The organism is Pseudomonas synxantha (assembly GCF_900105675.1).
Taxonomy (GTDB): domain Bacteria; phylum Pseudomonadota; class Gammaproteobacteria; order Pseudomonadales; family Pseudomonadaceae; genus Aquipseudomonas; species Aquipseudomonas synxantha.
The window spans coordinates 6,306,849-6,329,008 of record NZ_LT629786.1 but is presented as its reverse complement, the minus strand read 5'-3'; the positions used below and the strand labels follow the sequence as shown (position 1 = coordinate 6,329,008).

The window sequence follows — 22,160 nt, the reverse complement described above, 5'->3', positions numbered from 1 at the left end:
ATCTAAGGATTCCACTGGTTGGAAAGAGCCGGACGTATGGTCTTCAAGTCCGGGGAGTTCTCCAGGAAGTTGTCCGGGTAGTAGCCGAAACTGGTGACGCCCTGGCGTTTGAGTACACCCATCCATTGCGCCAATTGCGTAGCGCTGATATCCGGCGCGGCCTTGGTGCGCCAGTCTTTGGCTTGCAGCTCGAAGATGGTTTTATCCAGGGCGCCGGGGCGCGCCTTGACCGTGGCTACCAGTTTTTCCAGCCAGGCATTGGAGTCTTTGAGCGACTGGCCTTCCATCAACGGCATGGCCATGGGCGCCGTCCAGTCATAGGTCTGGAGGAAGTCATCAAGGTTCTGCGCGAACCAGGCTTCACTGCCAGGGTTGAGCATCGGCTCGGCGAAGATATTGCGCGCAGTGAGTATCTGCGGGCCGCGAATAGCACGGACTTTGACGGTCAACTCGTTGGTGAAGTCGATCAGGTAGCGGCTCTTGAAGCGCGTCCAACGTTGCATCAGCGCAGGGTCGGCACGCAGCGCGGCGATGTTGTCCGGCAGGCCCTGTGCGGCGTAGGCCTTGAGTGCGGCGGGGCTGGCGTCTTCAAAGTCGCTGAGCAGCGCATCGTCGTGGTAGAGCACGCCGTCGATGGCACTGTTGCTGGTGCGCGCCAGGTCTTCATAGATCTCGCCAATCATCTGGCGCACTTTTGGGTCGAAGGGTGACAGGCGCTGGTATTGATCCGGATCGGTGCCGACCTTGCCGGTTTGCGGGTCCCAACGGGTGACGCGTGGCAGCTTGGAATCGAGGGCGAAACTGAGCACCGGCATCCATGCAAACACGCTGGCGTGGGCACGGGTATGCAGCTGCCAGGAGACACGGTTGAACAGGTCGGCACGCATCGGCAGGTGGCGGTTCGGGAAGTACAGCGAATGCACCAGGCCATCGCCCTTGGGGTCGGCGTAGGCTTGCAGGAACACGGTGACAGCGCCCATATCCACCACGCGCTGCACCAGTACGTCGAGATTGTGCGCCTGCTGGACCGGGTCGGGGTCATAGACATGATCCAGGTCCACGTGCAGCACGCGCAGCGGCGCCTTGGCCTGCACCGCGACCATGCTGCTGGCGAAGTGTTCGCCATCCGGGTCGGAGGCCACCAGGAAGCGCGGGCTGTTCATCAGCTTGTTCGAATCATCCAGGCCGTCGTCGAGCGTCAGCGCCATCTCATAGCCGTGTTCACCCACCACGGCCAGGGTGGTGCCGTCGGCCGCGCCGTAAGGCCACACCCACACCCGCGGCGACTTGCCGGTGACGGTACGGATCTTGTTGGAGATGGCCGCGACGTCCGTGCGCATCCGTGCCTGGAACTGTGCTTCGGTTTCGTAGCGACGGGTCGCCGGGTCATAGCGACGCGTGGTGGCGGCCGGCTCCAGGTTGCCCTGGGGGTTGGCGAGAATGCCTTTGTGATTGGCGTCGGTATGGGCGGCGATTTCCACCAGGCCCGACTGGGACACTTCGCGGATCTGCTGCCAGGTCAGGAAGTCGCCCCGTGCCCGTGGTGTGCCGGCGAAGTCCACCGGCTGGTTCAGCGGCGTATCGATCCAACTGCCCACCGGCGCCAGCACGGCAGGCCAGTTGTAGGCCCGTAGGATCGGCATCACGCGGGTGTAGAAGCTGGAATAGCCGTCATCGAAGCTGAGCATCACGGCCTTGGGCGGCAGCGTCGGCCCGCCCCGGCGCGCAGCGAGCACTTGGTCGACGCTGACCGCCTGGTAGCCGTTCTCTCGCAGCCAGGCCAGTTGCTCGATCAAACGTTCGGTACGCACCGCCACCACGGCCTGGTCGGGGTCGTTGTCCGAGACGTCGTGGTAGGCAATGCCCAGGAAATGGTTCTTCGGCCACGGCGCTTCGCTGGCCAGTATCGGCCGCTCGGCAGGTGGAACGAATGGCGCGGGTTGCTGGGCGCAGGCGGCGGCCAGCATTACACCCAGGACCAGTAAGCAACGGCTGAGGAGGGTCATGGTCAGGCTCTTCTAGAAACGGTAAGTGAGGTCGAGGAGCAGGCGCAGATCACGTTCGCGCTCGCCGTCATAAGGTCGGCCGACCAGGCTCAGGTTGGCGCCGGCTTCCAGCACGTCATTCCAGCGAAAGCGTTGGCCGTAGCCGATCAAGCCAACGCCACCGGTGGAGTAATCCTTCTGGCTATAGGTGCCTGCGCCGACCTGGAACTGCTGACTCCACTGGGTTTCGTAGCGGTGATACAGCACATGGTTGACGTTGACGGTGGGCAACACGCTGAAGTCGGACTTGGGGTTGAAGTAGATCGTGTCTTCCTTGCTGTTGCGGCTGGCACCGACGTCCAGGCCCAGCTCCACTTGTACTTTCGGAGAGCTATAGATGCCTTCGCGGCCCGTGAGCAAGGCTTCCACTCGGTCGTTGCCATCGCTGAAATGGGACGGGCTGACAGTCAGTTTCCACTCGCGGCTTTCATTCGCACGCCAGCGGATAAAACCGCTGCCGCCGTTGGCCGTGACCCCATCATTCAACGCCCGCAGTGGCGTGGTGTTGAGCAGGTAGCCAAGGCTGCCGCCGTACTGCCAGTGGTCGTTGATGTCGCGGGCGATCGACACGCTCGCGCCTTGCTTTGAGCCATCGCCATAGGAATGGTTGGACACCTCCGCTTCGATGGTCATGTCGCGGGTGCGCCGCTCCACACCCACACGCTGCCAGCGGTGATGGCCGGTGCCTTCGGCAAAATCGGCAGTGCCATAGCCGACGCCGGCAAACACGCGCCAGTCTTCGTCGATGGGCGGGGTGTAGATCACACTTTCTATGCCCCAGTCACGGCTACCCGACACCGCGCCGGCTTCTTGGTTATTGCCGCCACCGAAGCTTTTACCGGTGTAGGCTTCCACCCGCACTTCGGCCATGTCGTGCACATCGCGCAGGCGCTTGAGGCGCTGTACCTGGCGGTTGTCCGGGGCACGGGCGACGACATCATCGGTGAGCAGATCCAGTTGCCGCCATTCCTGCAGGTCCAGCGCGGTGAAGCCTTGGGACATTTCTACACCGATGTCGCGGGGGCTCTGGTTTTCAGTCTCCTTGAGGGAGTCTTCAGCGCGCCTTGGCCATTCACGGGCCCGGTACATTTCCGCCTGTGCCAGGCGCACACCGATGCTGCCGGGGGCTTTGCTGCCCAGGTCTTCCAGGCTCTGTTCGCTGGCATCCAGGTCAGCCCCATAGGTGCCGGCCTGGGCCGCCAATTGCTGGGCGTCCATCCACTCGTCGTTGGGGTTGCCAATGGGCAGGCCCTTGAGTTCGACCCGAGGCTTCTCGGTGCTGGCCAACTGCGTGGCGACCGCACGCGCCTCATCGACCTGGTCGTTTTCCAACAGGGCGTAGAACAGGGCCGTGCTGTCTTTGACGTGATCACCAACGTCGGCGTCCGCTGCGGTCAGCGCCTGGCGGTACAGCGGCGCGGCTTTTTCCGGCAGGCGCTGATCGAGGTAGGACGCGGCCACCCAGCGCACGGCATAGGTCGGCAATTGCACGCCCTCGGCCGTGAGGGTTTCGTACTCGCGGATCACCTCAGCCGTGCGCGCCCGCGCCTTGAGTGCGCCCAGACGGTCAATGCGCCAGCCCACCACGTCGTCGTGGGCAGTGGTGTCCGGGCCCCAGCGGCTGATCAATTTGTCGTAATCCTGCAGGGCGCGATCAGCGATGACATAGCGCTCCTTCTCAGTGCGCGTGGCGAACTCGGCCATGCGTACGCGCTCGGCGGCGAGGTCGCCTTCCAGGCGGCGCTGGGTGACCGCATCCACAAGGCCGGGGCGCTTGGCCGACAGGCGCAGGGCAGGCTCCGGCATGCGGGCTTTTTGCAGGGCGACGATGTATTCGCGGGCCACTTCCGGCTTGTCGCCGGCGCGGATAAAGGCTTGGTCGAACTCAAACAGCGCGTCGTAGTTCAAGCCGGCACGCGTCAGCGCATAACCCAGGGCCATGCGGCGGTTGGGGTCATTGGGTTGTGCTGCCACCATCGTGCGCAGGCGTTGCACCGCCTCATTGGCTTTGCCGCCATCGGCCTGGGTCAGGGCCTGGCCCAGTTGCAGGTCGACGTTATTCGGTTCACGCAGCAACGCCTGGCGATAGACCGCCTCGGCCTGGGCCCACTGCTTTTGATTACGATAGGTGCGCGCTACCGTGGCGAGCGCCTGGGTGGTGAGGTTGCGATACTTGCCTTGTGCCTCGTACACCTTCAGTACTTCGGCGTCTTGCCCGGCCCAGCCGGCGATCACCAGGTGGTCGCTGACCTGGCCTGGGCTCTGGCGTTCGGCGGACAGTTGGCGCAACTGGGTCAAGGCGGGCGTGAAGTGACCGTTGCGGGCCTGGATGATCAGGGCGTCGTAGGCAGGGTCAGCCACGGCATAGGCCGGCATCAGCAATGGGCCGCACAAGGCTGCTCCAATGAGCAGTCGCAACTGGCCTGATGCACTGAGTGGATGGATTCGCAACATGTCGTCGGCTTCCTTACAAGGAAAGCTGCAACGATGGGTGATCCTGAGCGATGTGCATCAGGGTGTCGGCGTCTCGGGACCCGACCTAGCTTTCCTGGGCGAACTATCCCTTAGCGATGTCAGGGGAAGGGCAATTCAGAACAATTGTTCAGAATTGGCTGACAGAGATTTCTTGCCAGGCACACAAACAAATGTGGGAGGGGGCTTGCTCCCGATAGCGGTGGGTCAGTAAAAATATACTGACTGACACTCCGCCATCGGGGGCAAGCCCCCTCCCACATTAATTACCGCATTTTCAACGCTTACTGGGCGCCGCTTACTGCACCGACCTTGGACATCACAAAGCTGATGAACTGCTCAACAGTCATCTTCTGGCCGTTGAAGGTCACTTCGTTGTTGGCGTAGTGCAGCTTGGAAACCACATCGGTGCCCACCAGAGTCGCCATTTGGGTGCCGACCGCCATGCTGCTGACCATATCGGCCGCCATCTGCGACTGCTGCTCGATGGCCTTTGGGTCAGTCACGCCACCGACCTGGGCTTGCAGGGCCGCCACGTCGCTGATCATCGGCTTGGACAGGGTCAGGTTGGCATCCAGCAGCGCGACCATTTGCTTGCCCAGTTCAACCGGCGGCAGTTCCATGGACGTTGGCTTGGCCAGGTCGACCACCAGGTTGAATTTGCTTTCGCCGTGGGTGGTTTTCAACGACAGGTTTTCCACGGCCAGTTGCGGCTTGGCGGCCAGCACCTGGTTGACATTGGCTTCGGCAAGGGTCTGCTCGGCTTCGGTCAATTGCAGTTCCGGCACCGGTTGGCCAGCGGCGGCCGCGGCTTGCACCGGTTGCATCTTGTCCTGGTAGAGCTTGGTCAGCACCAGCATCGCCGGGATATCGACGTTCTTCATGCTCACGGCCATGGCGGCCGAACCGACAGGCTTACCCTGGTAACCGATCTCGTCGATCTTGTAGTCGACGCGGCCGGCCAGGTTGTTGTCCTTGGCTTGGGTGGAGTCTTTCTGCTCGAAGCCCTTGAGGGTCAGCACAGCTTTCTGCGGGCCAAAGGTGACCTTGGTGTCGGTCAGCTCCACGGTGTTCTGGCCGGTGTAGAAACCGAAGGTGGATTTCTCCAGGTTGCTGGCCACGGTCAGACCGGCCAGTTCGGCTTCGAACGGCGCGCCGTTGGCATCCACCGCTGCAATCTTGAGGCTGTTCATGAAACCGTCAGCCTTGACCTTCTGGCCTTCGGCGCTGCTGTCGAAGTCCAGGTTGGCGCCGGAGAAGCTCACCGAGGAGGTGTCGTCCTTGAACTCCAGGGGCAGCAGTTCGATGTTGCCGGTGACCGAGCGGCTATAGCCGATATTCGCCACGCCTTTGAGCGGCGACACGTCTTTGCTGGCGGCGAACCATTTTTCCGTGGTGGGGTTCTTTTCCAGTTCGTAGTGACTGGTGGCCATGACCGGCAGCCATTTGAGGGTCACCAGGCGCGAGAATGGCAGCGGGCCGTGCTCGATGTGGTCGACGAACAGCAACTCGGGGTTCGGGTTGTCTTCACCGAAAACGCTGCCCTGGCCCTTGAGGCGGTAGTGCGCGGTGCTGCTGAACACGCCACGGTCCAGGGACACCAGCTCCAGGGCCAGGGTGCCGTCGACGCCGGCCATGGAGGTCTGCAGCTCTTTGTTGGCGTTCTGGATCGCGGTCTGCAAGACCGGCTCCAGTTGCTTGCCGGTGTACCAGGCACCGCCCGCACTGACGGCGCCGATGGCGACAACAAAACCCAAGAAAACAACGGCTGGCTTATTCATGAAGTGACCTGATCAAATCCTGTGAGAAGTGGGCTGTCTTCCTTGAACCCCGAAGGGGTTGGCTCAAGCCCGCCGAAAACGGGGGAAGATTAGCACTGGCGGGCGCAAACGGCCCAACCTTTCAGAGGGATCAGTTCAGGCGTAGTTCAGGAGTACTCCAGCTCGATTTCATCCAACTGGTGATCAAAACTCTTCAAGCGTGCGGTCCAGGTGTACACCAACACCTCAAACTCGCGGTGTATCACGGCATTGCCGGGGGTGTCGGCCTTGGGGTCGCAGAAATCCAGCTGATAACGCTCGCGGGCCATTTGCGTGGCCACGTCGGACAATTCCCGCGCGTTATTCAGCCAGTGCCTACCGTCGTCTACCTGTCGATCCAGCAGTACGCATTGTTTTTTCAGGACTTCGAGGCTTTTTTCCAGCGGGGTGCCGGTGAGATCGCCCATGACTTCCTGGAAGGTGCGCCCGGGCTGCCAGTAGCTGCCCCAGAAATAGCGGTCGAACACGGTTTCGACCCGGCGCAGGGCGACCTTGGTGTCCCAGATCGCGACGCGGGTCTTGCCTTGCTCGAGGAGCTTTTTCTTCACCCGTTGATTTTGGTAGGAGGCCCAGGCAACGACGCCGATGGACAAGGTGCCGATCACCAGGCAGGCGCTGTCGAGGAACACCATGGCCTTGTCGAGTTGATGGGCGAGCATGACGCCATAGAAATACGCGGCCGATAACAGGACCAGTGCGAAGAGCACGCACCAGAAAGCGGGAGCATAAGGGTTTTTCATTATTGGAATCCCCATGAGCAAACGCAGACTTTGTCGGGTGAAGCGTCACGGCGCCTCCCCTGACAAAGCATAGCAATCACCTCACGGTTTGCCGGGTTTTGTACCTTGCGTTCGTCCGCTTTCCCAACCGCCGCCCAAGGCCAGGAACAGATCGATCTGGCTCATGGCAACCTGGGTGTTGGCCGCCGCCAGCTGCGCACGCATCTCGGTGTAGGTGCGCGTGGCTTGCAGGTCGGCCAGGAACGATTCGCGGCCGGCCTGGAAGAAGCGGTGGGTCTGGTCCGCTGCCTGCCGCGCCGATTGTTCGGCTTCGGCCAGGGCGTCGCGGCGCTGCAATACGGCGGTGTATTGCGCCAGCCCGGTCTGGGTTTCGCGGATGGCGTTGAGTACCACGCCATCGAAGTGGGCCAGGGCACCCTGGGTCGCGGCTTCGGCTTCATGGATACGTGCGCGGGCACCGTTGGTCGGTAGGGTCCAACTGATCATCGGGCCAAAGCCCCAGCGGTTGGTGGCCGGGGTGCCGAGGTTTTCCAGCAGGCCCACGGTGCCTACCGTGGCGCCGATGCTGATATCCGGGTACAGCGCGCCGGTCGCCACGCCGATGCGCGCGGTGGCGGCGGCCAGTTGGCGTTCGGCCTGGCGCACGTCGGGGCGGCGCTTGAGCAACGTGGCGCCGTCGCCTACCGGCAGCAGTTGGGCAATATGCGGCAGCTCGGCGCAGCTATTGGTGCCGGCCGGCAGCTGGTCCACCGGTTTGGCCAGCAGCATCGACAAGCGGAACAGCCCGGCCTGGCGCGAGGCTTCGTAGCGCGGCATCTCGGCACGCAGGGATTTGTATTGGGTTTGCGAACGGGTCACCTGGGTTTCATCGCCGCGCCCGGCATCGCGCAGGCGCTGGGTCAGTTTGGTGCTCTGGGCTTGCAGGTCGAGGGACTGGTTGGCAATTGCCAGCTCTTCGTTGGCCGCGCACACCTGGGTGTAGGAGCGCACCACATCAGCCACCAGGGTGATGCGGGCGATATCGGCAGCGGCCTGGGTTGCGTCGGCACTGGCCTTGGCGCTTTCGATGCCGCGCTGCAAGGTGCCGAACAGGTCGAATTGATAGGAGGTGGTGATGCCGACGCTGCCGATATTGCCGACCGGGACTTTGTCCGGCAGCAAGAATGCTTCGCCAGATTCCTGCAAGCGCTGGGCCTCAGCCTTGGCGCCGGCACTCCAGCCGCCGGCGGATTCGGCTTGCTGCACCTGGTAACGCGAACGCTGCAGGTTGGCGGCGGCCACGCGCAGGTCGGTGTTGGAGGCCATGGCCTGCTGCACCAGTTGGTCCAGGCGTGGGTCGTTGTACAGCTTCCACCAATCGGTCGGCACCGGCGCCGAGACCACGTTGCTGCCCTCGCCCATGATCGGCCCTTGCAGGTCGCCACGGTTGACTGCAGCCTGTTCCGGCAGTTTGTAATCCGGGCCCACCACTTGGCAGGCCGACAGCAACAACCCCAGGGCAGCGGTTGGCAACAGCCGCTTCATGGCTGCTCTCCGTCTTTGACCTTATCGCCGATGATCGACACCGTCGCCGTACGCCCGGCGATCATGCGAAAGTCCGCCGGCACATCATCAAAGGCGATGCGCACCGGGATCCGCTGGGCCAGGCGCACCCAGCTGAACGCCGGATTGACGTTGGGCAACAGGTTGGAGCCGCTGCTGCGGTCGCGGTCTTCGATACCGGCGACGATGCTTTGTACATGCCCATGCAGGCGGGCGTTGTCGCCGATCACGCGGATGTCTACGCCCATACCGACATGGATACCGTCGAGCTTGGTCTCTTCGAAGTAGCCGTCGATGTGGAAGGAATTGCTGTCCACCACCGACAGCACCGGGCGCCCGGCGGTGACGAATTCCTGGGTGCGCGGCGCGCGGTCGTTGACGTAGCCGTCCACGGGGCTGCGGATCACCGAGCGGTCGAGGTTGAGTTGGGCAGAGTCTACCGTCACCTGGGCTTCGGCCAGGGCCGATTGGGCGCGGGCGACGCGGGACTGGCTTTCTTCCAGTTGCTCGCTGGGCACCAGGTTGCCGAGGCCACGGTTACGCTTGTACTCGCGCTGGGCCTGGGCCAGGGTTTCCTGGCGGTCGGCCACGGCGGCCTGGGCTTGGCGCAAGGCCAGCTTGAAGCGGTCCTGGTCGACGGCAAAGAGCACCTGGCCCTTGGTCACCAACTGGTTGTCGCGCACGTCGACGCGCTGGATCAGCCCGGACACGTCCGGGGCGATCTGCACGATGTCGGCGCGGATGTGGCCGTCACGGGTCCAGGGCGCAAACATGTAGTACATGACCATGCGCCACACAACGACGACCGCGAAACTCACGATCAACAACGTCAGGACGACACGGCCGATAGTCAAAAAAGGTTTTTTCATGTCATCAAATATCGACTGAGTGAGTCCACCGCGCCCAGCAACAGCGCGTACAGCCCCACATTGAACAATGCCCGGTGCCAGACCAAGCGATAGAAGTGCATGCGCGTCAACAGCCCGTGCACCACCAGAAACAACACATAGGTAATGCCCATCAGCACCAGCAGCGTGGGCAGGAACACCCCGCTGATATCCAGATCACCGATCATAAAGGCGCTCCATCGGGTAGCGGCGCTTCCATTTCCGTGCCGCCAATGAATTCCACGCCGGGCAACAGCGCCAGGCGCAGGCCGGCCAAGGCATGCAGCAGGTGCAGGCGGGTGTCGTCTTCGTCTTGCAGGCCCTGGCCGTTGAGGGCACGGCGCGTGCGGTCCAGGGTCATCAGCAGACCGCTGGGCGCGGGTAAGCGTTCACCGGCCTTGAGGCACGCCTTGAAGTAACCGCCCACGCCTTCCACCACCTGGTTGAGCAACACCCGTGGCACACCGAGGATGCGCGGCGAGTAGGCCAGCAGGTCGAGCAGGTTCAGCGCTACGCGCAGGTCGCGCAGGGCGCTGCCGGTGTCCTGGCCGGTGAGAGCCAGGCGCGGCAGGTGCTGCATCAGGCGGTCGAGCATTTGCGCGGCCATGTGCCGGTGTTCGTTCAGGGTTGCGGGCTCGGTCAGGCCAACGATGTCACGCCAGCTGAAACGGGTCAGACGCTTGGCCGCCAGTTCGGCGCCGAAGGGCCGGGCGATCAAGGTCCACACAAATGCGAACAGCAGGCCCACGGGCCCAGCCAGGTTGACGTTGGCGAAGTTGAGAAAATCCGCGTCATAGGCGCCCTGGATGCTGATAAACGACGAGGTGTTCACCAGCGTCAGCAGCATGCCCAGGTAGAACCGTGGCTGCACGGTAAGCGTGCCGATGCAGATAAACGGCACGGCAAAAGCCAGCACCAGCATGGGAAAATCGTGCAGGTTGGGCAGCACCAGGAACAGGTACAGACTGGCGAACAGCACCGACATGGCGGTCCAGAAAAAGAACCGGTAGATCTGCGGCGCCGGGTCGTCCATCGAGGCGAAGAAGCTGCAAGCGACGGCGGCCAGGATCACGGCGCTGCCGCCATCGGTCCAGCCCAGCAGAATCCACAGCACCGAGGCGACGATGATCGCGGTGACGGTGGAAAACGCCGAGTAGAACATCAGGCCACGGTCGAGGAACGGCGTGAGCCGGCCCAGGCGCCAGTGGCGGTAGACGGCGCGCCAGGTGTCCTGACTTTCGCACTGGATGGCGGATTGCAGGCTGCGGCAGTCCTGCCACAGGTCGATCCATTCGCCCAGGCGGTACAGGGCGTTGGAGAACAGCAGCGTGTGACGGTCATCCAGCGCTTCGCCCTGGGGTTGCGCGGCGTCGATCTTGTCGCGCAGCACGCGCCAGCGATCCAAGGGCGCTTGTTCGGTGGTGCTTTGGAGCCAGGCATTGGCCTCTTCCAGCAGCGGCGTGAGCTGATCAAGAAACTCAGGCGCACGGTGTTCGATGGCATACACCGCGTCATCCAGCGCGTCGATCACCGGCAGCAGGTGAATCATGCGCCCGCGCAGTTCTTTGGTGTTGCGCACCGTTTGCGGGCGAGCGCCTTCGTGGGGCAACTGGCCGATCATCAACTCGAGGGTGTTGAAGGTGGCGACCATGCCGCCGCGCAGGTTGCTGACGGCTTCAGGGTCGACCTGGCGGGTGAGAAAACGCTGGCTGTAGACCTGGGCGTCGCTGAACCACTTGGCCACCGAGCCATCGAACACCGGCATCAGGCGCCGCGGCCAGAACATCGCCCCCACCACCGCCGCGACCGCGATGCCCAGGAAGATTTCCTCGGTACGCGCCTCGGCCACATCCCATACCGCCAGCGGGTTATCCACCACCGGCAAGGCAATCAGCGGCAAGGTGTAGCCGGCCAGCATCAAGGCGTAGTTATTCGCGGTGCGCAGGTGCATGGAGAGGAACAGCAAGGTGCCCGTCCACAACGCGATGACCACCACCAACAGGTAAGGTGACTGCACGAACATGGGCACGAACAGCACCGCCGCCGCCGCCCCCATGAAGGTGCCGATGGCGCGGTACAGGGCTTTGGAACTGGTGGGGCCGACAAACGGGCTGGAGACGATATACACCGTGGCCATCGCCCAGTATGGACGCGGCATTTGCATCAGCATGGCGATGTACAGCGCGATCATCGACGCAGCGAATGTACGGACCCCATAGAACCAGTCGCGGGCAGGCGGGAAGCCGGTAAAAAATCCGCTCAAGATGACACAGCCTCGGCCGCCTCGAAGGCCCGCAGCACGCGCAATGCGGCTTCCAGATCCGGGGTGGCGATATCCGCCAGGACTTCATTACGCAGGCGCACCAGTTGCGCCTCCACCGCCTGCACCAGCTCACGGCCACGCTCGGTAAGACTCAGGGCCTTGGCGCGGCGGTCGTGGATGTCTTCGGCGCGACACACATAGCCGTCGCTGCACAGCCGGTCGAGCAGGCGCACCAGCGACGGGCTCTCCATGCCGGAGGCCTGGGCCACCTTGACCTGGTGTACACCGTCGCCCAGGCGGCCGATCATCAACAACGGCACGGCGCAGGCTTCGGAGATGCCATAGCTCACCAGCGTGGTCTGGCAGATTTTGCGCCAGTTACGGGCGCCCACCACCATGCTGCTGCTGAGGTTCATCTGGAGTTGTTCGAGGGATAGAGGCACTGGATAGTTCGCATACAGTTAGTTTGCTAACTATTAATATGGTGGAGGGATGAGGCGTCGTCAAGTTTTGAAACAATTTCTCGATGGATGGAGCGATTCAGCGGCATCACCGCAGGACGAAGGTGGGAGGGGGCTTGCTCCCGATGGGGATGGGTCAGTCACAGATGCGTTTACTGACACGCCCTCATCGGGGCATAGGTATCTACACAACTGTGTAGCAGCCGACGGTAACCACGATGCGAAGCGAGCCGCTCTTGATCTTGATCTGCTTTTGATCTCAGGCGCCCCGTTAAACCACGCTGGCCGGAATTCGCCATGGATTTGGGGGGTAAACCGGCAGGGATGCCGGTTTAGCCGCCCCGCGCCATGGATGGCGCGTGGCGGCGGCCCCCCAAATCAATGGCGGATTACGGGCACACCGAGCCTGGGCGAGGTGCCGAGTGGTGGGGCAAGAGCGTTTTGCTTACTTTTGCGCTTTTTGTACGGACCGGACACATGGTTGACGGGTGTGCGGGGACATGGTGGACACTTTGCGGCGAACTAACTTCGCCGGGAAGCCATCATGCCTTGGACTACGAGAGACACCATGAGCCTGAAAGAAGAGTTCGTTGCCTTAGCACGGCAACCCGGCAGCAACAAACGTGAGCTGTGTCGACGATTCGGTATCAGCCCACAAACAGCGTACAAGTGGCTCAAACGCTACGAGGCGCTGGGTCAGCCTGGTCTGCAAGAGAAATCCCGCAGACCAGCGAGCAGTCCCAAACTGACCCAGACGGCCTTGGAAGCACAAGTCATCACACTTAGACAGGCCCATCCAGCATGGGGCGGACGCACAATTAGTAGCCTGTTGGAAAAGCGCATCGCCCCCAGCACCGTCACCAATATCTTGCACCGGCATGACCTGATTCAACCGTCTCTGAAGGAGCATTCGGCGACGCTGCGATTTGAACACGACGCGCCTAATGATCTTTGGCAGATGGATTTCAAAGGGCATTTCGCACTGCAGCAAGGTCGATGCCACCCCCTGACTCTGTTGGACGACCACTCCCGGTTCAGCCTAGCCATTGAGGCCTGTGATAACGAACGGGGAGCCACGGTGAAGGAGAAGATGATTGAGGTTTTCCAGCGCTATGGCTTGCCGGTTCGGATCAACGTTGATAACGGTGCTCCCTGGGGCTCGCCACGCAATCCAGGTGAGGTTTCAGAGTTGAGTATCTGGCTGATTCGCCTGGGAATCCGGATCAGCTTCAGCCGTCCTCGCCACCCTCAAACCAATGGAAAGATCGAACGTTTCCACCGCTCGCTCAAAGCAGAAGTACTTGATGGACGGTACTTTTCCACACTGATGGACGCTCAATCGGCTTTTGATCAATGGCGTGAGGTTTATAACCTGCAGCGCCCTCATCAGGCGCTGGGCTACAAGGTGCCGATGGACCGCTATCGGAGTAGCCCCTGGGCATATCCACAGCAACTGTCGGACTTTGAATATGGCCCAGATGATGTATTGGCAAAGGTTTATGACAGTCGATTTCGCTTTCAGAAACGCTACTTCAGCATCGCCAAAGGCCTGCGTGGGCAACACATAGCAATACGCCCTAACGCTGAAAGAGATGGCTTGTTTGACGTCTATTTCTGCCATCAATTTCTACGGACCTTCGACGTAAACAACCCTGACTACGGGGCATAATGTGTCCACTATGTCCCCGCACAGGTGTCAACCATGTGTCCGGTCCGTACACGCTTTTCAAAAGTGAGCCGCTGTAAAAGCGGAACCCTAAGTGGCCGTTACCGCAGCAATGGATATGTACTCGGTCTGATCCAAGATCCTGGTCGGCCCGAAGGCCGCCATCGGGAGCAAGCCCCCTCCCACATTTGGATCAGCGTCGGATGTGGGGGCTATTTTTCAGCCTGACACTCCAGGCGACGCTGGATCTCGGCCATCATGTCAAGGCCATCGCGCAGCGAGACCCATGCGCACGTGATTAGATGATGGAGTTTTGGTTGCCAAGCCTATTGGCCGGTCAGGATTTTTCGCACCAACGCCATACGCTCCAGACCTTAACGACTTCAGAGATAACCACTAGCACAGCCATCAACACCAGGTTGTAGTTAGGAACAAGCTGAGCGCCTACCAGCAACAGCGAAACAGAAGGCACGATAAAAGCCAATCGCAAGGGTGTTTGAAGGTAAGTAACCCACCTCACCTGTTCACGTCCGAGGAAGAGCAGTACGCAGGAGATCAGGATGGAAACTTGCAGCAGCATGGCAATGCCGAACATGTATAACTGCTCACGACTGTGATCACGCAGCACCCATAAAGCACTTTCAATATCACTTAAATAGGGAATCCTTCCCTCCATTGCGCTTGCTACTGCATACCGAATTAGATAAAGGGCATCCATGGCTCCCCAAAACCAAAAAACATGCATGCGCGTCAGTTTCATGTTGTGTCCAGAACAGGTAGCCAGCACCTGTTAATAACGATCTCCTCACGCTGGCAACTATCGCCCGTTTCTGTTTAGTCGATAGGAAATTTCCCGATTTCGCGCAGAGTACGCCCCGCCTCCTTCTCAATAAACCCAAACACCTCCTCCGACACGCTGTACTGAAACTGCTTGCGCCGATGTTTGGAAAGCTTGCCCGCGTTATCCAGGCACATCATCACCAGCTTCCACAGATCACTGCCACGCACGTCATAGCGTTGGTTCACGGCCTTGATCACGCGGTCGTAGCGGTCGAGGAATTCGGTTTCTTCGCGCAGTTCTACTTCCAGTGCGCGGCGGGCCATTTGCAGGGTGAATTCGACGCAGCGGGTGGCGTCCCAGTAGCGGTAGATCGAGGGGTGGCCGATAAAGTCGAAGGCCATGTGGTCGGCGTCCAGCCAGGTGACATTCCCAAAATTTCCGCGTCGGCTGGGAGAAAGTCTTGAGTGCCTCCAGGTAGGCTTGCTCTTCGTGCTTCGTGGCTACGGAGACCGGTAGCAACAAGCCATTTCCCAGTGCGCCATAGTGGCAAAGCGTCTGCTGGATCAGGAAGCGAGACAGCCGGCCATTACCGTCCATGAACAGGTGCAGGGACACGAAGCCGAAGGCGGTGACGGCCGCGGCGACCAAGGGATCGACGTCTCGCACGGGCTGGTTGGCTTGATCATCGCAGCCCGCAACGGTGCGATAACCTTAGATCCAGCGCCTCACAGAGATGAGCGTATCCGACTGTTGGCATGGAGAGCTTTTCCAGAAAAAATTCACTTAAGCGATTAAAACCCAGTTTTTTTACCGCTCACCATTTTTTTTACATGCTCGCTTTTATTGGGATATTTTTTTACACCCCTCGCCCACCCCGCAACATCAGATTCAACTCATCCACCACCACCGCCCAATCCGCATCGTCCAGAATCTCCTCACGCAAAAACGCCTTCTGGGCGTTGCTCCAAAAAAACGCATCGGCGAGTTTCAAATCCGGCTTGAGGGGCGAATGAGAGGCGACAAATTGCTCAATGCTGACCGGATCGTCTGGCAGGCCAAGCTGTTTGAACAAAGCCGGCAAGCTGTGTACTGGCGATTCCATGGAATGTTCCTCATAAGCCTGTTCAAGAGAGTCTAGCGGCAGCCTTCAGGTTGCGGCGCCAGTGCGTTGCACAGCACGAACAGGCGCGCCCGCGCTCCGCCACCGTCCTGGCGACTGAGTTCGCGCCAGCCTGCGGGCAGCGGGGCAAAGTCGTCCGGTGTTTCGTTGCTGCTGATCAACCATACGCGCCGGGTATTGGCCGGTAACGCCGCCAAAGAATCGAGATAGATGCGCCCACCATCCTGGTCCACCAGGGTGCCGAAGCCGTAGGCATTCGGCCGGGTCGGCGTGCCGTCGGGTTTGGGCGGGGTGTAGAGCTGCAGCTGTGCGTCGGTCTGGTCGTAGTACACGTAGCTGAGGTACCACATCATGTCGCTGAGGACGATGCGGTCGCCTTCCTGATAATTGCGATTGACGAACTCCACCGGCACATTGAATTGGTCGTGTTCATCCACAGCGAAGGTGTTCTTCAACCCCACGGACTCCACGCCGACAAACAGCACGAACAGCGCCGCCCCCAACCATGACCAACGTGAAGGCAGGCGGTCGATAGCCAGAGCCACGAGGATCGGCAAGCCCAGGGCGTAGACGGTGAGGTAACGCTCGATAAACACCGGCGAGATAAGCGAAACGCCATATACCAGCAACAGCGGCAGCAGGAAAAACAGTGCCAGCAGGCGCGCCGGCCGATAGTGCCAGGCCGTCATCAACACAACCACTATCAATAGCAGGGGAAAGAACCAGAACAGCGGCGGCCAGAAATCCACGCCTTCATCCTGAAGCACGAACTGCCAGATCATCGACGGCAGGGATAGCAGGTCGACCGGATCCTCCCAGCCAATGTCCCCGCCCACTTTGAGCTGGTCGACGTGTTGCACCAAATCCAACAGGTTCGGCAGCCAAGGCAGGTACAGCAGCACAATCATGGTGTTGGCCAGCCACCATGCAGGGCGCGTGATCAAGCGTTGGCCCGGCGCCGGCCACCCCAGGTAGGCCCAATGCACCAGTACGCACAACGCGGTGAAATAATGGGTATAGAAACCGGCGCTCATCAACAGCACATACGCCGCTAGATAGCGCGTGCGTTCGGGTTGGCGCATCCAGTACACCAGCGCCAGCGTCGCGCCTAGCAGCCACATGCCCAGCAGCGAATACATGCGCACTTCCTGGCTGTAGCGCACCGCCGTGGGCAGCAGCGCCAGCAGGATCCCCGCCAATACTGCCGCGCGTCGGGTAGACAGTTGCCGCGTCAGCCAAATGCCCAATCCAACCACGGCCACACCTGGCAGCGCACTCATGCTGCGAATCGACCCGATGCTGTCGCCGAACATTTCGATCCAGCCGCGCAGCAGGAAGAAATACAGCGGCGGATGCACATCATGGGCCGCGTGAAACCACAGGTCGGCCGCGGCGTATTCGCTAAGCAACAGGCTTGACCCTTCGTCGCCCCAGATCGCCGCCGACGTTAGATGGTAAAACCGCAGGGCCATGGCCAGCGCCAGGATCGGCACCCACCAGAGACGGCTGAGCCAAGCAGCACCCTCCCAGGTCAGGCGATGGGAGCCAGGCAGCACCCCGGCTTTTTCGTTTTGCTCTACCACAGACCGACGCACTTGAATTCCCCTGCTTGCCTAAGCGCAAACACCGCCACTCTAGGACAAAAGCCCCGGCTTCGCTGCTGGAATCGGACAAATCAGCATTTTGTGTAGGCCTTCACCGAAGCGCGCGTCAGGATCAGGCTATTATTGGCGCCCTCCAAGGACCAAGGATCAAGGACACGTCATGCGCATCGGTTTTATGTCACCTCTGGCACTGGCCCTGCTGGCCGGTATTTCTCTCCAGGCCCAGGCCAGTTCCGACGACTCGTGCTACCCAGATTGGCGGGTCTCGCGTGACAGCCTCGAACCCTGCAGCAACCAGCCCTTTCTCAGCCCGGGCAACGACAGCCGGGTCAACCTGCGCCTGTTGCTGGCCGACAAAAAAGCCGCGCCGCTGACGCCCAATGCCTTGGGTGAAGATGACCTGGCCCAGGGTTTTGGCCCGGTGCCCTTCCCGGTGTATCGCCTTGTACCCCCACCAACCACCGGTGATGAGCCTGACAACCAGCCGGACGATTCACGCACAGCCGAACTCGACGCCCTGCTGCAACCGCTGGGCATCAAGCGTGAGGAATACAAAACCGCCGGCGAAGCCTTCCTCAACGGCGAAGGCAGCCGCTGCCGCAGCAACAGCGATGACAGCGCCACCGCGTTTATCAGCCAGGTGATCAAGGCCGATATGCCGCCCGCCGAACGCGATTTGCTGGTGAAAGCGCGCTTACAGTTGCTGACGACCTGTGAGTTCACTGGCCAGGTGGTGGACGCGCAGTTGACGCCCTCGACCAACGCCCAGCTGTTTCGCACCTACCTGCAGGCCGCCGCCGATTTCTACGGCGGTCGCTTCGTTTACGCCGAGCGCGGTTTCGCCGCCGCCGCGACCAGCGAGGTGCCCTGGCTGAAAGAGACCGCGCTGTACATGACCGCACGCACCTCGTTGAACCGGGCCCAGGCCGAAGCCTTCGATGAGTACGGTATGCCGCAACGCGAGCATGTGGATAAGTCTGCCTTGAGCGACGCCGAAGAAGGCTTTCTCGGTTACCTGAAACATTTTCCACAGGGCGATTACGTTGCGTCCGCCCGTGGCCTGCTGCGCCGCGTGCATTGGTTGGCGAACGACGACGCCAAGCTTGCAGAAGACTTTACCTGGCAATTTACCGAGGCAACCAACGCCCAGCGCAATGTGAGCGTCGACGAGTTGGTCGAAGAAGCTGACCTCAAGTTGCTGATGGTCGGCAACAAGTCGGCAAACAGCCCGATGCTGCAGGTGGTCAGCGACCTGATGGCGATGCGTGCTCATACGCCGCCGCTCCTGAGCCGAGAGGACCTTGACAAGCAAAAGAGCACCTTCGCCAACGAGCCGGCCTTGTTCGACTACCTGCAAGCGGCGTATGCCCTGTACGTCGAGCATCAGCCCGACAACGCGTTGAAGCATCTGCCCGACAGCGTGCCGTCGAGCCTCGACTATTTTGCCTTCAGCCAGCAGACCCTGCGCGCCCTGGCCCTGGAAGCCAAGCAAGACTGGCAAGGCGCAGAAGCCCTGTGGCTGCAACTGCTGCCCCTGGCCAAACAACCGCTGCAACGCGACCAGCTGGAGCTGGCCCTGGCGATGAACTATGAGCGCAGCGGCCAACTGGCCAAGGTGTTCTCCGCCGACTCGCCGATCAGCGCCAAGCAGGTGCGCTACATCCTGCTGCGCAACGTCGCCGGCCCCGACCTGCTGCGCCAGCAGATCGCCAAGGCCAGCGACCCGACCGAGCGCCAGAGTGCGCAATTCGTGCTGCTGTACAAAGACCTGCTGCACCGCCAGTTCGCGACCTTTGCCGACGACCTCAAGCAAGCCTCGTTCTCCGAAGACAAACTCGGCACCAGCCTGGGCTACACCTACACCAGCGGCCAGACCTTGAAGCTGTTCCAGTGGAACGGTGACAAGGCCGAATCGGGCTACGCCTGCCCAAGCATCGCGCAAACCGCCGCGACCTTGCAGGATGAGACCAAAAACCCGCACGCCTTGAACTGCTTCGGTGAGTTCATCCTGCGCAACGGCCTGGACGGCATGCCCCTGGAACAACCCCGCGCCGCCGGCAGCCTGGGCAGCACCGAATCGCAGTTCAAGGGTGAAACCTTCTCGCGCCTGGATGGCTACAAACAGGTGATCGCCAATGCCAAGGCACCGAAAACCGACAAGGCTTATGCACTGTTCCGCGCCATCAATTGCTACGCGCCGGCCGGCTACAACAGCTGCGGTGGCGAAGACGTCGCGCCCGCGGTACGCAAAGCCTGGTTCCGCCAGCTCAAGACCGGTTTCGCCGACACCCAGTGGGGCAAATCGCTGCAGTACTACTGGTGAAGTCGCTGTGGCTGGGTTTGCTGTTGCTGGCAGGCCCGGCTTTCGGTGCGGTCGACGCCCGCGACTACGACGCCTTCTGGCTGTGGAGCGGCGTCACACCCCAGCCGGTGATCAAGCAGGCCCGGACACTGTACATCCTCCAGGGCCAGATCAACTCTATTCGCCGCGCGCCCCAACGCGGCGTGCAACTGATCGCCCAGGGCATCAGCGTACCGCGCATTACCCAAGGCGAAATCTGGGTGGTGTACCGCGCCCACACCCTGCACTGGCCGGAACAGGTCTACATCCAACTGCTCGGCCAGGTGCAACGCTGGCGTGACGCTGGCAACCCTGTGGTTGGCATCCAGATCGACTTCGACGCCCGCACCCAATACCTGCACGAATACGCGAACTTCCTGCGCGACCTGCGCCGACGCTTGCCTGCCGACCTGCGCCTGAGCATCACCGGCCTGATGGACTGGAGCAGCAACGCCGACCCGGCCGCCATCGCCCAGCTCAAGGGTGTGGTGGATGAGGTGGTGGTGCAGACGTATCAAGGGCGGCACAGCATCCCGGATTACGCGGCGTACCTGCCACGGATGAACAGAATGGGAGTTCCGTTCAAGATCGGTTTGATTCAAGGCGGCGAGTGGGAGGCGCCAGGATATTTGCAAGGGAGTGAGTGGTTTCGGGGGTATGTGGTGTTTTTGCAGAATCCTTGAATCTTCCAAACATGGAAAAAAACCGTCTATCAAACCGGTTTTTTTGCGTGTGGCCTTAGCGACTTGAATGATATAAGTTGCCCTTACAGCCTTAAGGGGTGATATATCATGCATGAAACAGGCAAGCCATACCCCCACAAAGGGTATATCTCAGAGAGAAGCGCTGAACTGATGAGAGGTATCGGGAACGGTATCGAAATAGCCCGCATTCGTCGCCGTTTGAAAATCTCGACCATATGCAGCCGGGCGGGCATTACACGACAGACGTATCAGCGGCTGAGACAGGGCGAGGCCGGCGTATCCCTCGGCGTGCTGATGAATGTGCTTAGCGCGATGGACCTGGAAGAAGGTATGGCGAGCATTGCGTCACCAGAACTTGACCTGGTTGGGATTACCATGAGCCTCGCCCGTGAGCCCGACCGAATTCGCACAGAAGGGGAACCTGATGTCTTGGAAGCCGATTGGTAACGCATTCGTTTTTTCAGCTCACTCAGTCGGTGATCCGGTCCCTGTTGGTGAGGTGGCCATGCACGCAAGCGGATTCGTTTTTCGCTACGCCAACAGCTGGCTTGCGCGCCCCAAAGCATTTGCGATCGACCCGCTTAGCCTGCCACTGACCCCTAACCAGTATTCCTCGACACGCATGTTTGGTGTGCTCGACGACGCAACGCCCGACAATTGGGGTCGGCGTGTTCTACTGGCGACCCACAAACAGCATCCACAAAACGAAGTTGAATGGCTCCTTGCTTCGCGGGGTGCGGGAGTGGGCTGCCTGCTGTTCAGTGCGTCAAGAAATCTGCTGCCGACTCTGCACCAACCGCCGCAATTTGAAGACCTTGAGAAAATCATGGTGGGCCTTGATCGAGTCGAGAAGGGTGACGTCGACCTGCCCGTGGAAATCGCACGGCTATTCGAGTTTGGAAGCTCCATGGGCGGCGCCAGGCCGAAGGTCACCGTGACTCACGAAGGTAAGGAATGGATTGCTAAATTCGGCCGTAGCGACGATGTTTTCGATCAACCACGTGCTGAATTCGCCAGCCTTCAAATGGCGGATGCGGCAGGTCTACCCGCAGCCGGGCACAAGTTGGTAGAGGTCGCCGGCAAACCGGTTTTGATGGTCGAGCGTTTTGACCGGCATGAGGGGGCTGGGCGCGAGCACTATGTCAGCTGCAATTCGTTAGTCAGCACTGAGAAGCCGCGAATGCGAGTTGACGCGGTGGAGAGTGCCGTTTCCTATTCCAGAATCGCAGACGTTTTGAAGAAGGTCAGCGACGATGCAACGTTAGATATGCGTGAGCTTTACAAGCGCATGGCTTTCAATGTGCTCATCGGCAATAGCGACGATCACCTGAAACAAACCGGACTGCTGTTGACCAGCGCTTCGGGCTATTCCCTTGCGCCAGTATTTGACGTGTTGCCCCACCCGACGCAGCTAGGCCTGCAGGCACTGATCATCGGGAATGAGGGCAGGGTATCGTCGGTCAGCAATTTGCTCAGTACCCCCGAGCGCTTTGGGTTGGGAATGGATGAAGCAAGATCAATCGTCACTGATATTTATGCTGTGGTGCGAGAAGCCTCCGGTTTTTTTGAGGCGGCAGGCTGTAGCGGTGCCGATGTCAGCATGCTTTCCAATGTATGTACCAGGTTTGAATCGGAGCTCATGGCAAGGCCACCCATCGCGGTCAGCAGCAAACCTCGCTTAGGGTGACAGGTGTCGAACTGACAAAAAAACCTT

17 protein-coding genes and 1 pseudogene are annotated in these 22,160 nt (G+C 60.8%); 5 read left to right on the top strand and 13 right to left on the bottom strand.

Features of this window, described 5'->3' with window-relative positions; translation table 11 throughout:
• Window positions 1-2: 2 nt before the first annotated feature.
• From pgaB to BLU48_RS29190, 9 genes are all read right to left on the bottom strand, one after another.
• Window positions 3-2,006: a poly-beta-1,6-N-acetyl-D-glucosamine N-deacetylase PgaB gene (pgaB, locus tag BLU48_RS29235; protein ID WP_057025560.1), complete on the bottom strand. Its 2,004-nt coding sequence runs from the start codon at window positions 2,004-2,006 to the stop codon at window positions 3-5.
• Window positions 2,007-2,018: 12 nt separating this feature from the next.
• Entirely contained in the window at window positions 2,019-4,499 is a 2,481-nt protein-coding gene (pgaA, locus tag BLU48_RS29230) for a poly-beta-1,6 N-acetyl-D-glucosamine export porin PgaA (RefSeq protein ID WP_057025561.1), read from the bottom strand.
• 302 nt (window positions 4,500-4,801) lie between these two features.
• Complete coding sequence (locus BLU48_RS29220) at window positions 4,802-6,298, bottom strand: YdgA family protein (RefSeq protein ID WP_057025563.1); 1,497 nt, start codon at window positions 6,296-6,298, stop codon at window positions 4,802-4,804.
• Window positions 6,299-6,444: 146 nt separating this feature from the next.
• Window positions 6,445-7,077 (bottom strand): hypothetical protein, encoded by a 633-nt coding sequence (locus tag BLU48_RS29215; protein ID WP_057010456.1) that lies wholly within the window; start codon window positions 7,075-7,077, stop codon window positions 6,445-6,447.
• 81 nt (window positions 7,078-7,158) lie between these two features.
• Window positions 7,159-8,601, bottom strand: a complete 1,443-nt coding sequence (locus tag BLU48_RS29210; protein ID WP_057025564.1) for an efflux transporter outer membrane subunit — start codon at window positions 8,599-8,601, stop codon at window positions 7,159-7,161.
• On the bottom strand, window positions 8,598-9,488 hold the full coding sequence (locus tag BLU48_RS29205) for an efflux RND transporter periplasmic adaptor subunit (RefSeq protein WP_057025565.1): 891 nt from the start codon (window positions 9,486-9,488) through the stop codon (window positions 8,598-8,600). Before BLU48_RS29205 ends, BLU48_RS29210 begins: the two co-directional genes overlap by 4 nt.
• Window positions 9,485-9,694 carry a DUF1656 domain-containing protein gene (locus BLU48_RS29200; RefSeq protein ID WP_003187469.1) on the bottom strand — a complete coding sequence of 70 codons (210 nt, stop codon included), beginning with the start codon at window positions 9,692-9,694 and terminating at the stop codon, window positions 9,485-9,487. The genes BLU48_RS29205 and BLU48_RS29200 overlap by 4 nt, the downstream gene beginning before the upstream one ends.
• Window positions 9,691-11,769, bottom strand: coding sequence for an FUSC family protein (locus BLU48_RS29195; RefSeq protein ID WP_057025566.1), 2,079 nt, complete (start codon window positions 11,767-11,769; stop codon window positions 9,691-9,693). The genes BLU48_RS29200 and BLU48_RS29195 overlap by 4 nt, the downstream gene beginning before the upstream one ends.
• The gene (locus tag BLU48_RS29190; RefSeq protein WP_046070329.1) at window positions 11,766-12,185 is read right to left on the bottom strand and encodes a MarR family winged helix-turn-helix transcriptional regulator; all 420 of its coding nucleotides are present in this window, start codon (window positions 12,183-12,185) and stop codon (window positions 11,766-11,768) included. Before BLU48_RS29190 ends, BLU48_RS29195 begins: the two co-directional genes overlap by 4 nt.
• A 589-nt stretch (window positions 12,186-12,774) precedes the next feature.
• Here BLU48_RS29190 and BLU48_RS29180 point away from each other — a divergent pair.
• Entirely contained in the window at window positions 12,775-13,899 is a 1,125-nt protein-coding gene (locus BLU48_RS29180) for an IS481 family transposase (RefSeq protein WP_057025743.1), read from the top strand.
• Window positions 13,900-14,233: 334 nt separating this feature from the next.
• Here BLU48_RS29180 and BLU48_RS29175 read toward each other — a convergent pair whose 3' ends face one another.
• The 4 genes and pseudogenes from BLU48_RS29175 to BLU48_RS29160 all read right to left on the bottom strand — a co-directional run bounded on the left by BLU48_RS29175 (window position 14,234) and on the right by BLU48_RS29160 (window position 17,392).
• The gene (locus BLU48_RS29175; RefSeq protein WP_169718284.1) at window positions 14,234-14,656 is read right to left on the bottom strand and encodes a hypothetical protein; all 423 of its coding nucleotides are present in this window, start codon (window positions 14,654-14,656) and stop codon (window positions 14,234-14,236) included.
• 74 nt (window positions 14,657-14,730) lie between these two features.
• Window positions 14,731-15,355: pseudogene (locus BLU48_RS29170) on the bottom strand (Fic family protein); the annotation flags it as partial.
• 178 nt (window positions 15,356-15,533) lie between these two features.
• Window positions 15,534-15,779: a DUF2789 domain-containing protein gene (locus tag BLU48_RS29165; RefSeq protein WP_057025721.1), complete on the bottom strand. Its 246-nt coding sequence runs from the start codon at window positions 15,777-15,779 to the stop codon at window positions 15,534-15,536.
• A 32-nt stretch (window positions 15,780-15,811) separates the two neighbouring features.
• The gene (locus BLU48_RS29160) at window positions 15,812-17,392 is read right to left on the bottom strand and encodes a glycosyltransferase family 39 protein (RefSeq protein WP_057025720.1); all 1,581 of its coding nucleotides are present in this window, start codon (window positions 17,390-17,392) and stop codon (window positions 15,812-15,814) included.
• 169 nt (window positions 17,393-17,561) lie between these two features.
• On the opposite strand from BLU48_RS29160, the gene BLU48_RS29155 reads away from it, so the two are divergent.
• From BLU48_RS29155 to BLU48_RS29140, 4 genes are all read left to right on the top strand, one after another.
• On the top strand, window positions 17,562-19,724 hold the full coding sequence (locus tag BLU48_RS29155) for a PA5441 family protein (RefSeq protein WP_057025719.1): 2,163 nt from the start codon (window positions 17,562-17,564) through the stop codon (window positions 19,722-19,724).
• Entirely contained in the window at window positions 19,721-20,425 is a 705-nt protein-coding gene (locus BLU48_RS29150; RefSeq protein WP_057025718.1) for a DUF3142 domain-containing protein, read from the top strand. Before BLU48_RS29155 ends, BLU48_RS29150 begins: the two co-directional genes overlap by 4 nt.
• A 108-nt stretch (window positions 20,426-20,533) precedes the next feature.
• Window positions 20,534-20,893 (top strand): helix-turn-helix domain-containing protein, encoded by a 360-nt coding sequence (locus BLU48_RS29145; protein WP_057025717.1) that lies wholly within the window; start codon window positions 20,534-20,536, stop codon window positions 20,891-20,893.
• Window positions 20,835-22,133 carry a type II toxin-antitoxin system HipA family toxin gene (locus tag BLU48_RS29140; RefSeq protein WP_231989003.1) on the top strand — a complete coding sequence of 433 codons (1,299 nt, stop codon included), beginning with the start codon at window positions 20,835-20,837 and terminating at the stop codon, window positions 22,131-22,133. The genes BLU48_RS29145 and BLU48_RS29140 overlap by 59 nt, the downstream gene beginning before the upstream one ends.
• Window positions 22,134-22,160 lie beyond the last annotated feature (27 nt).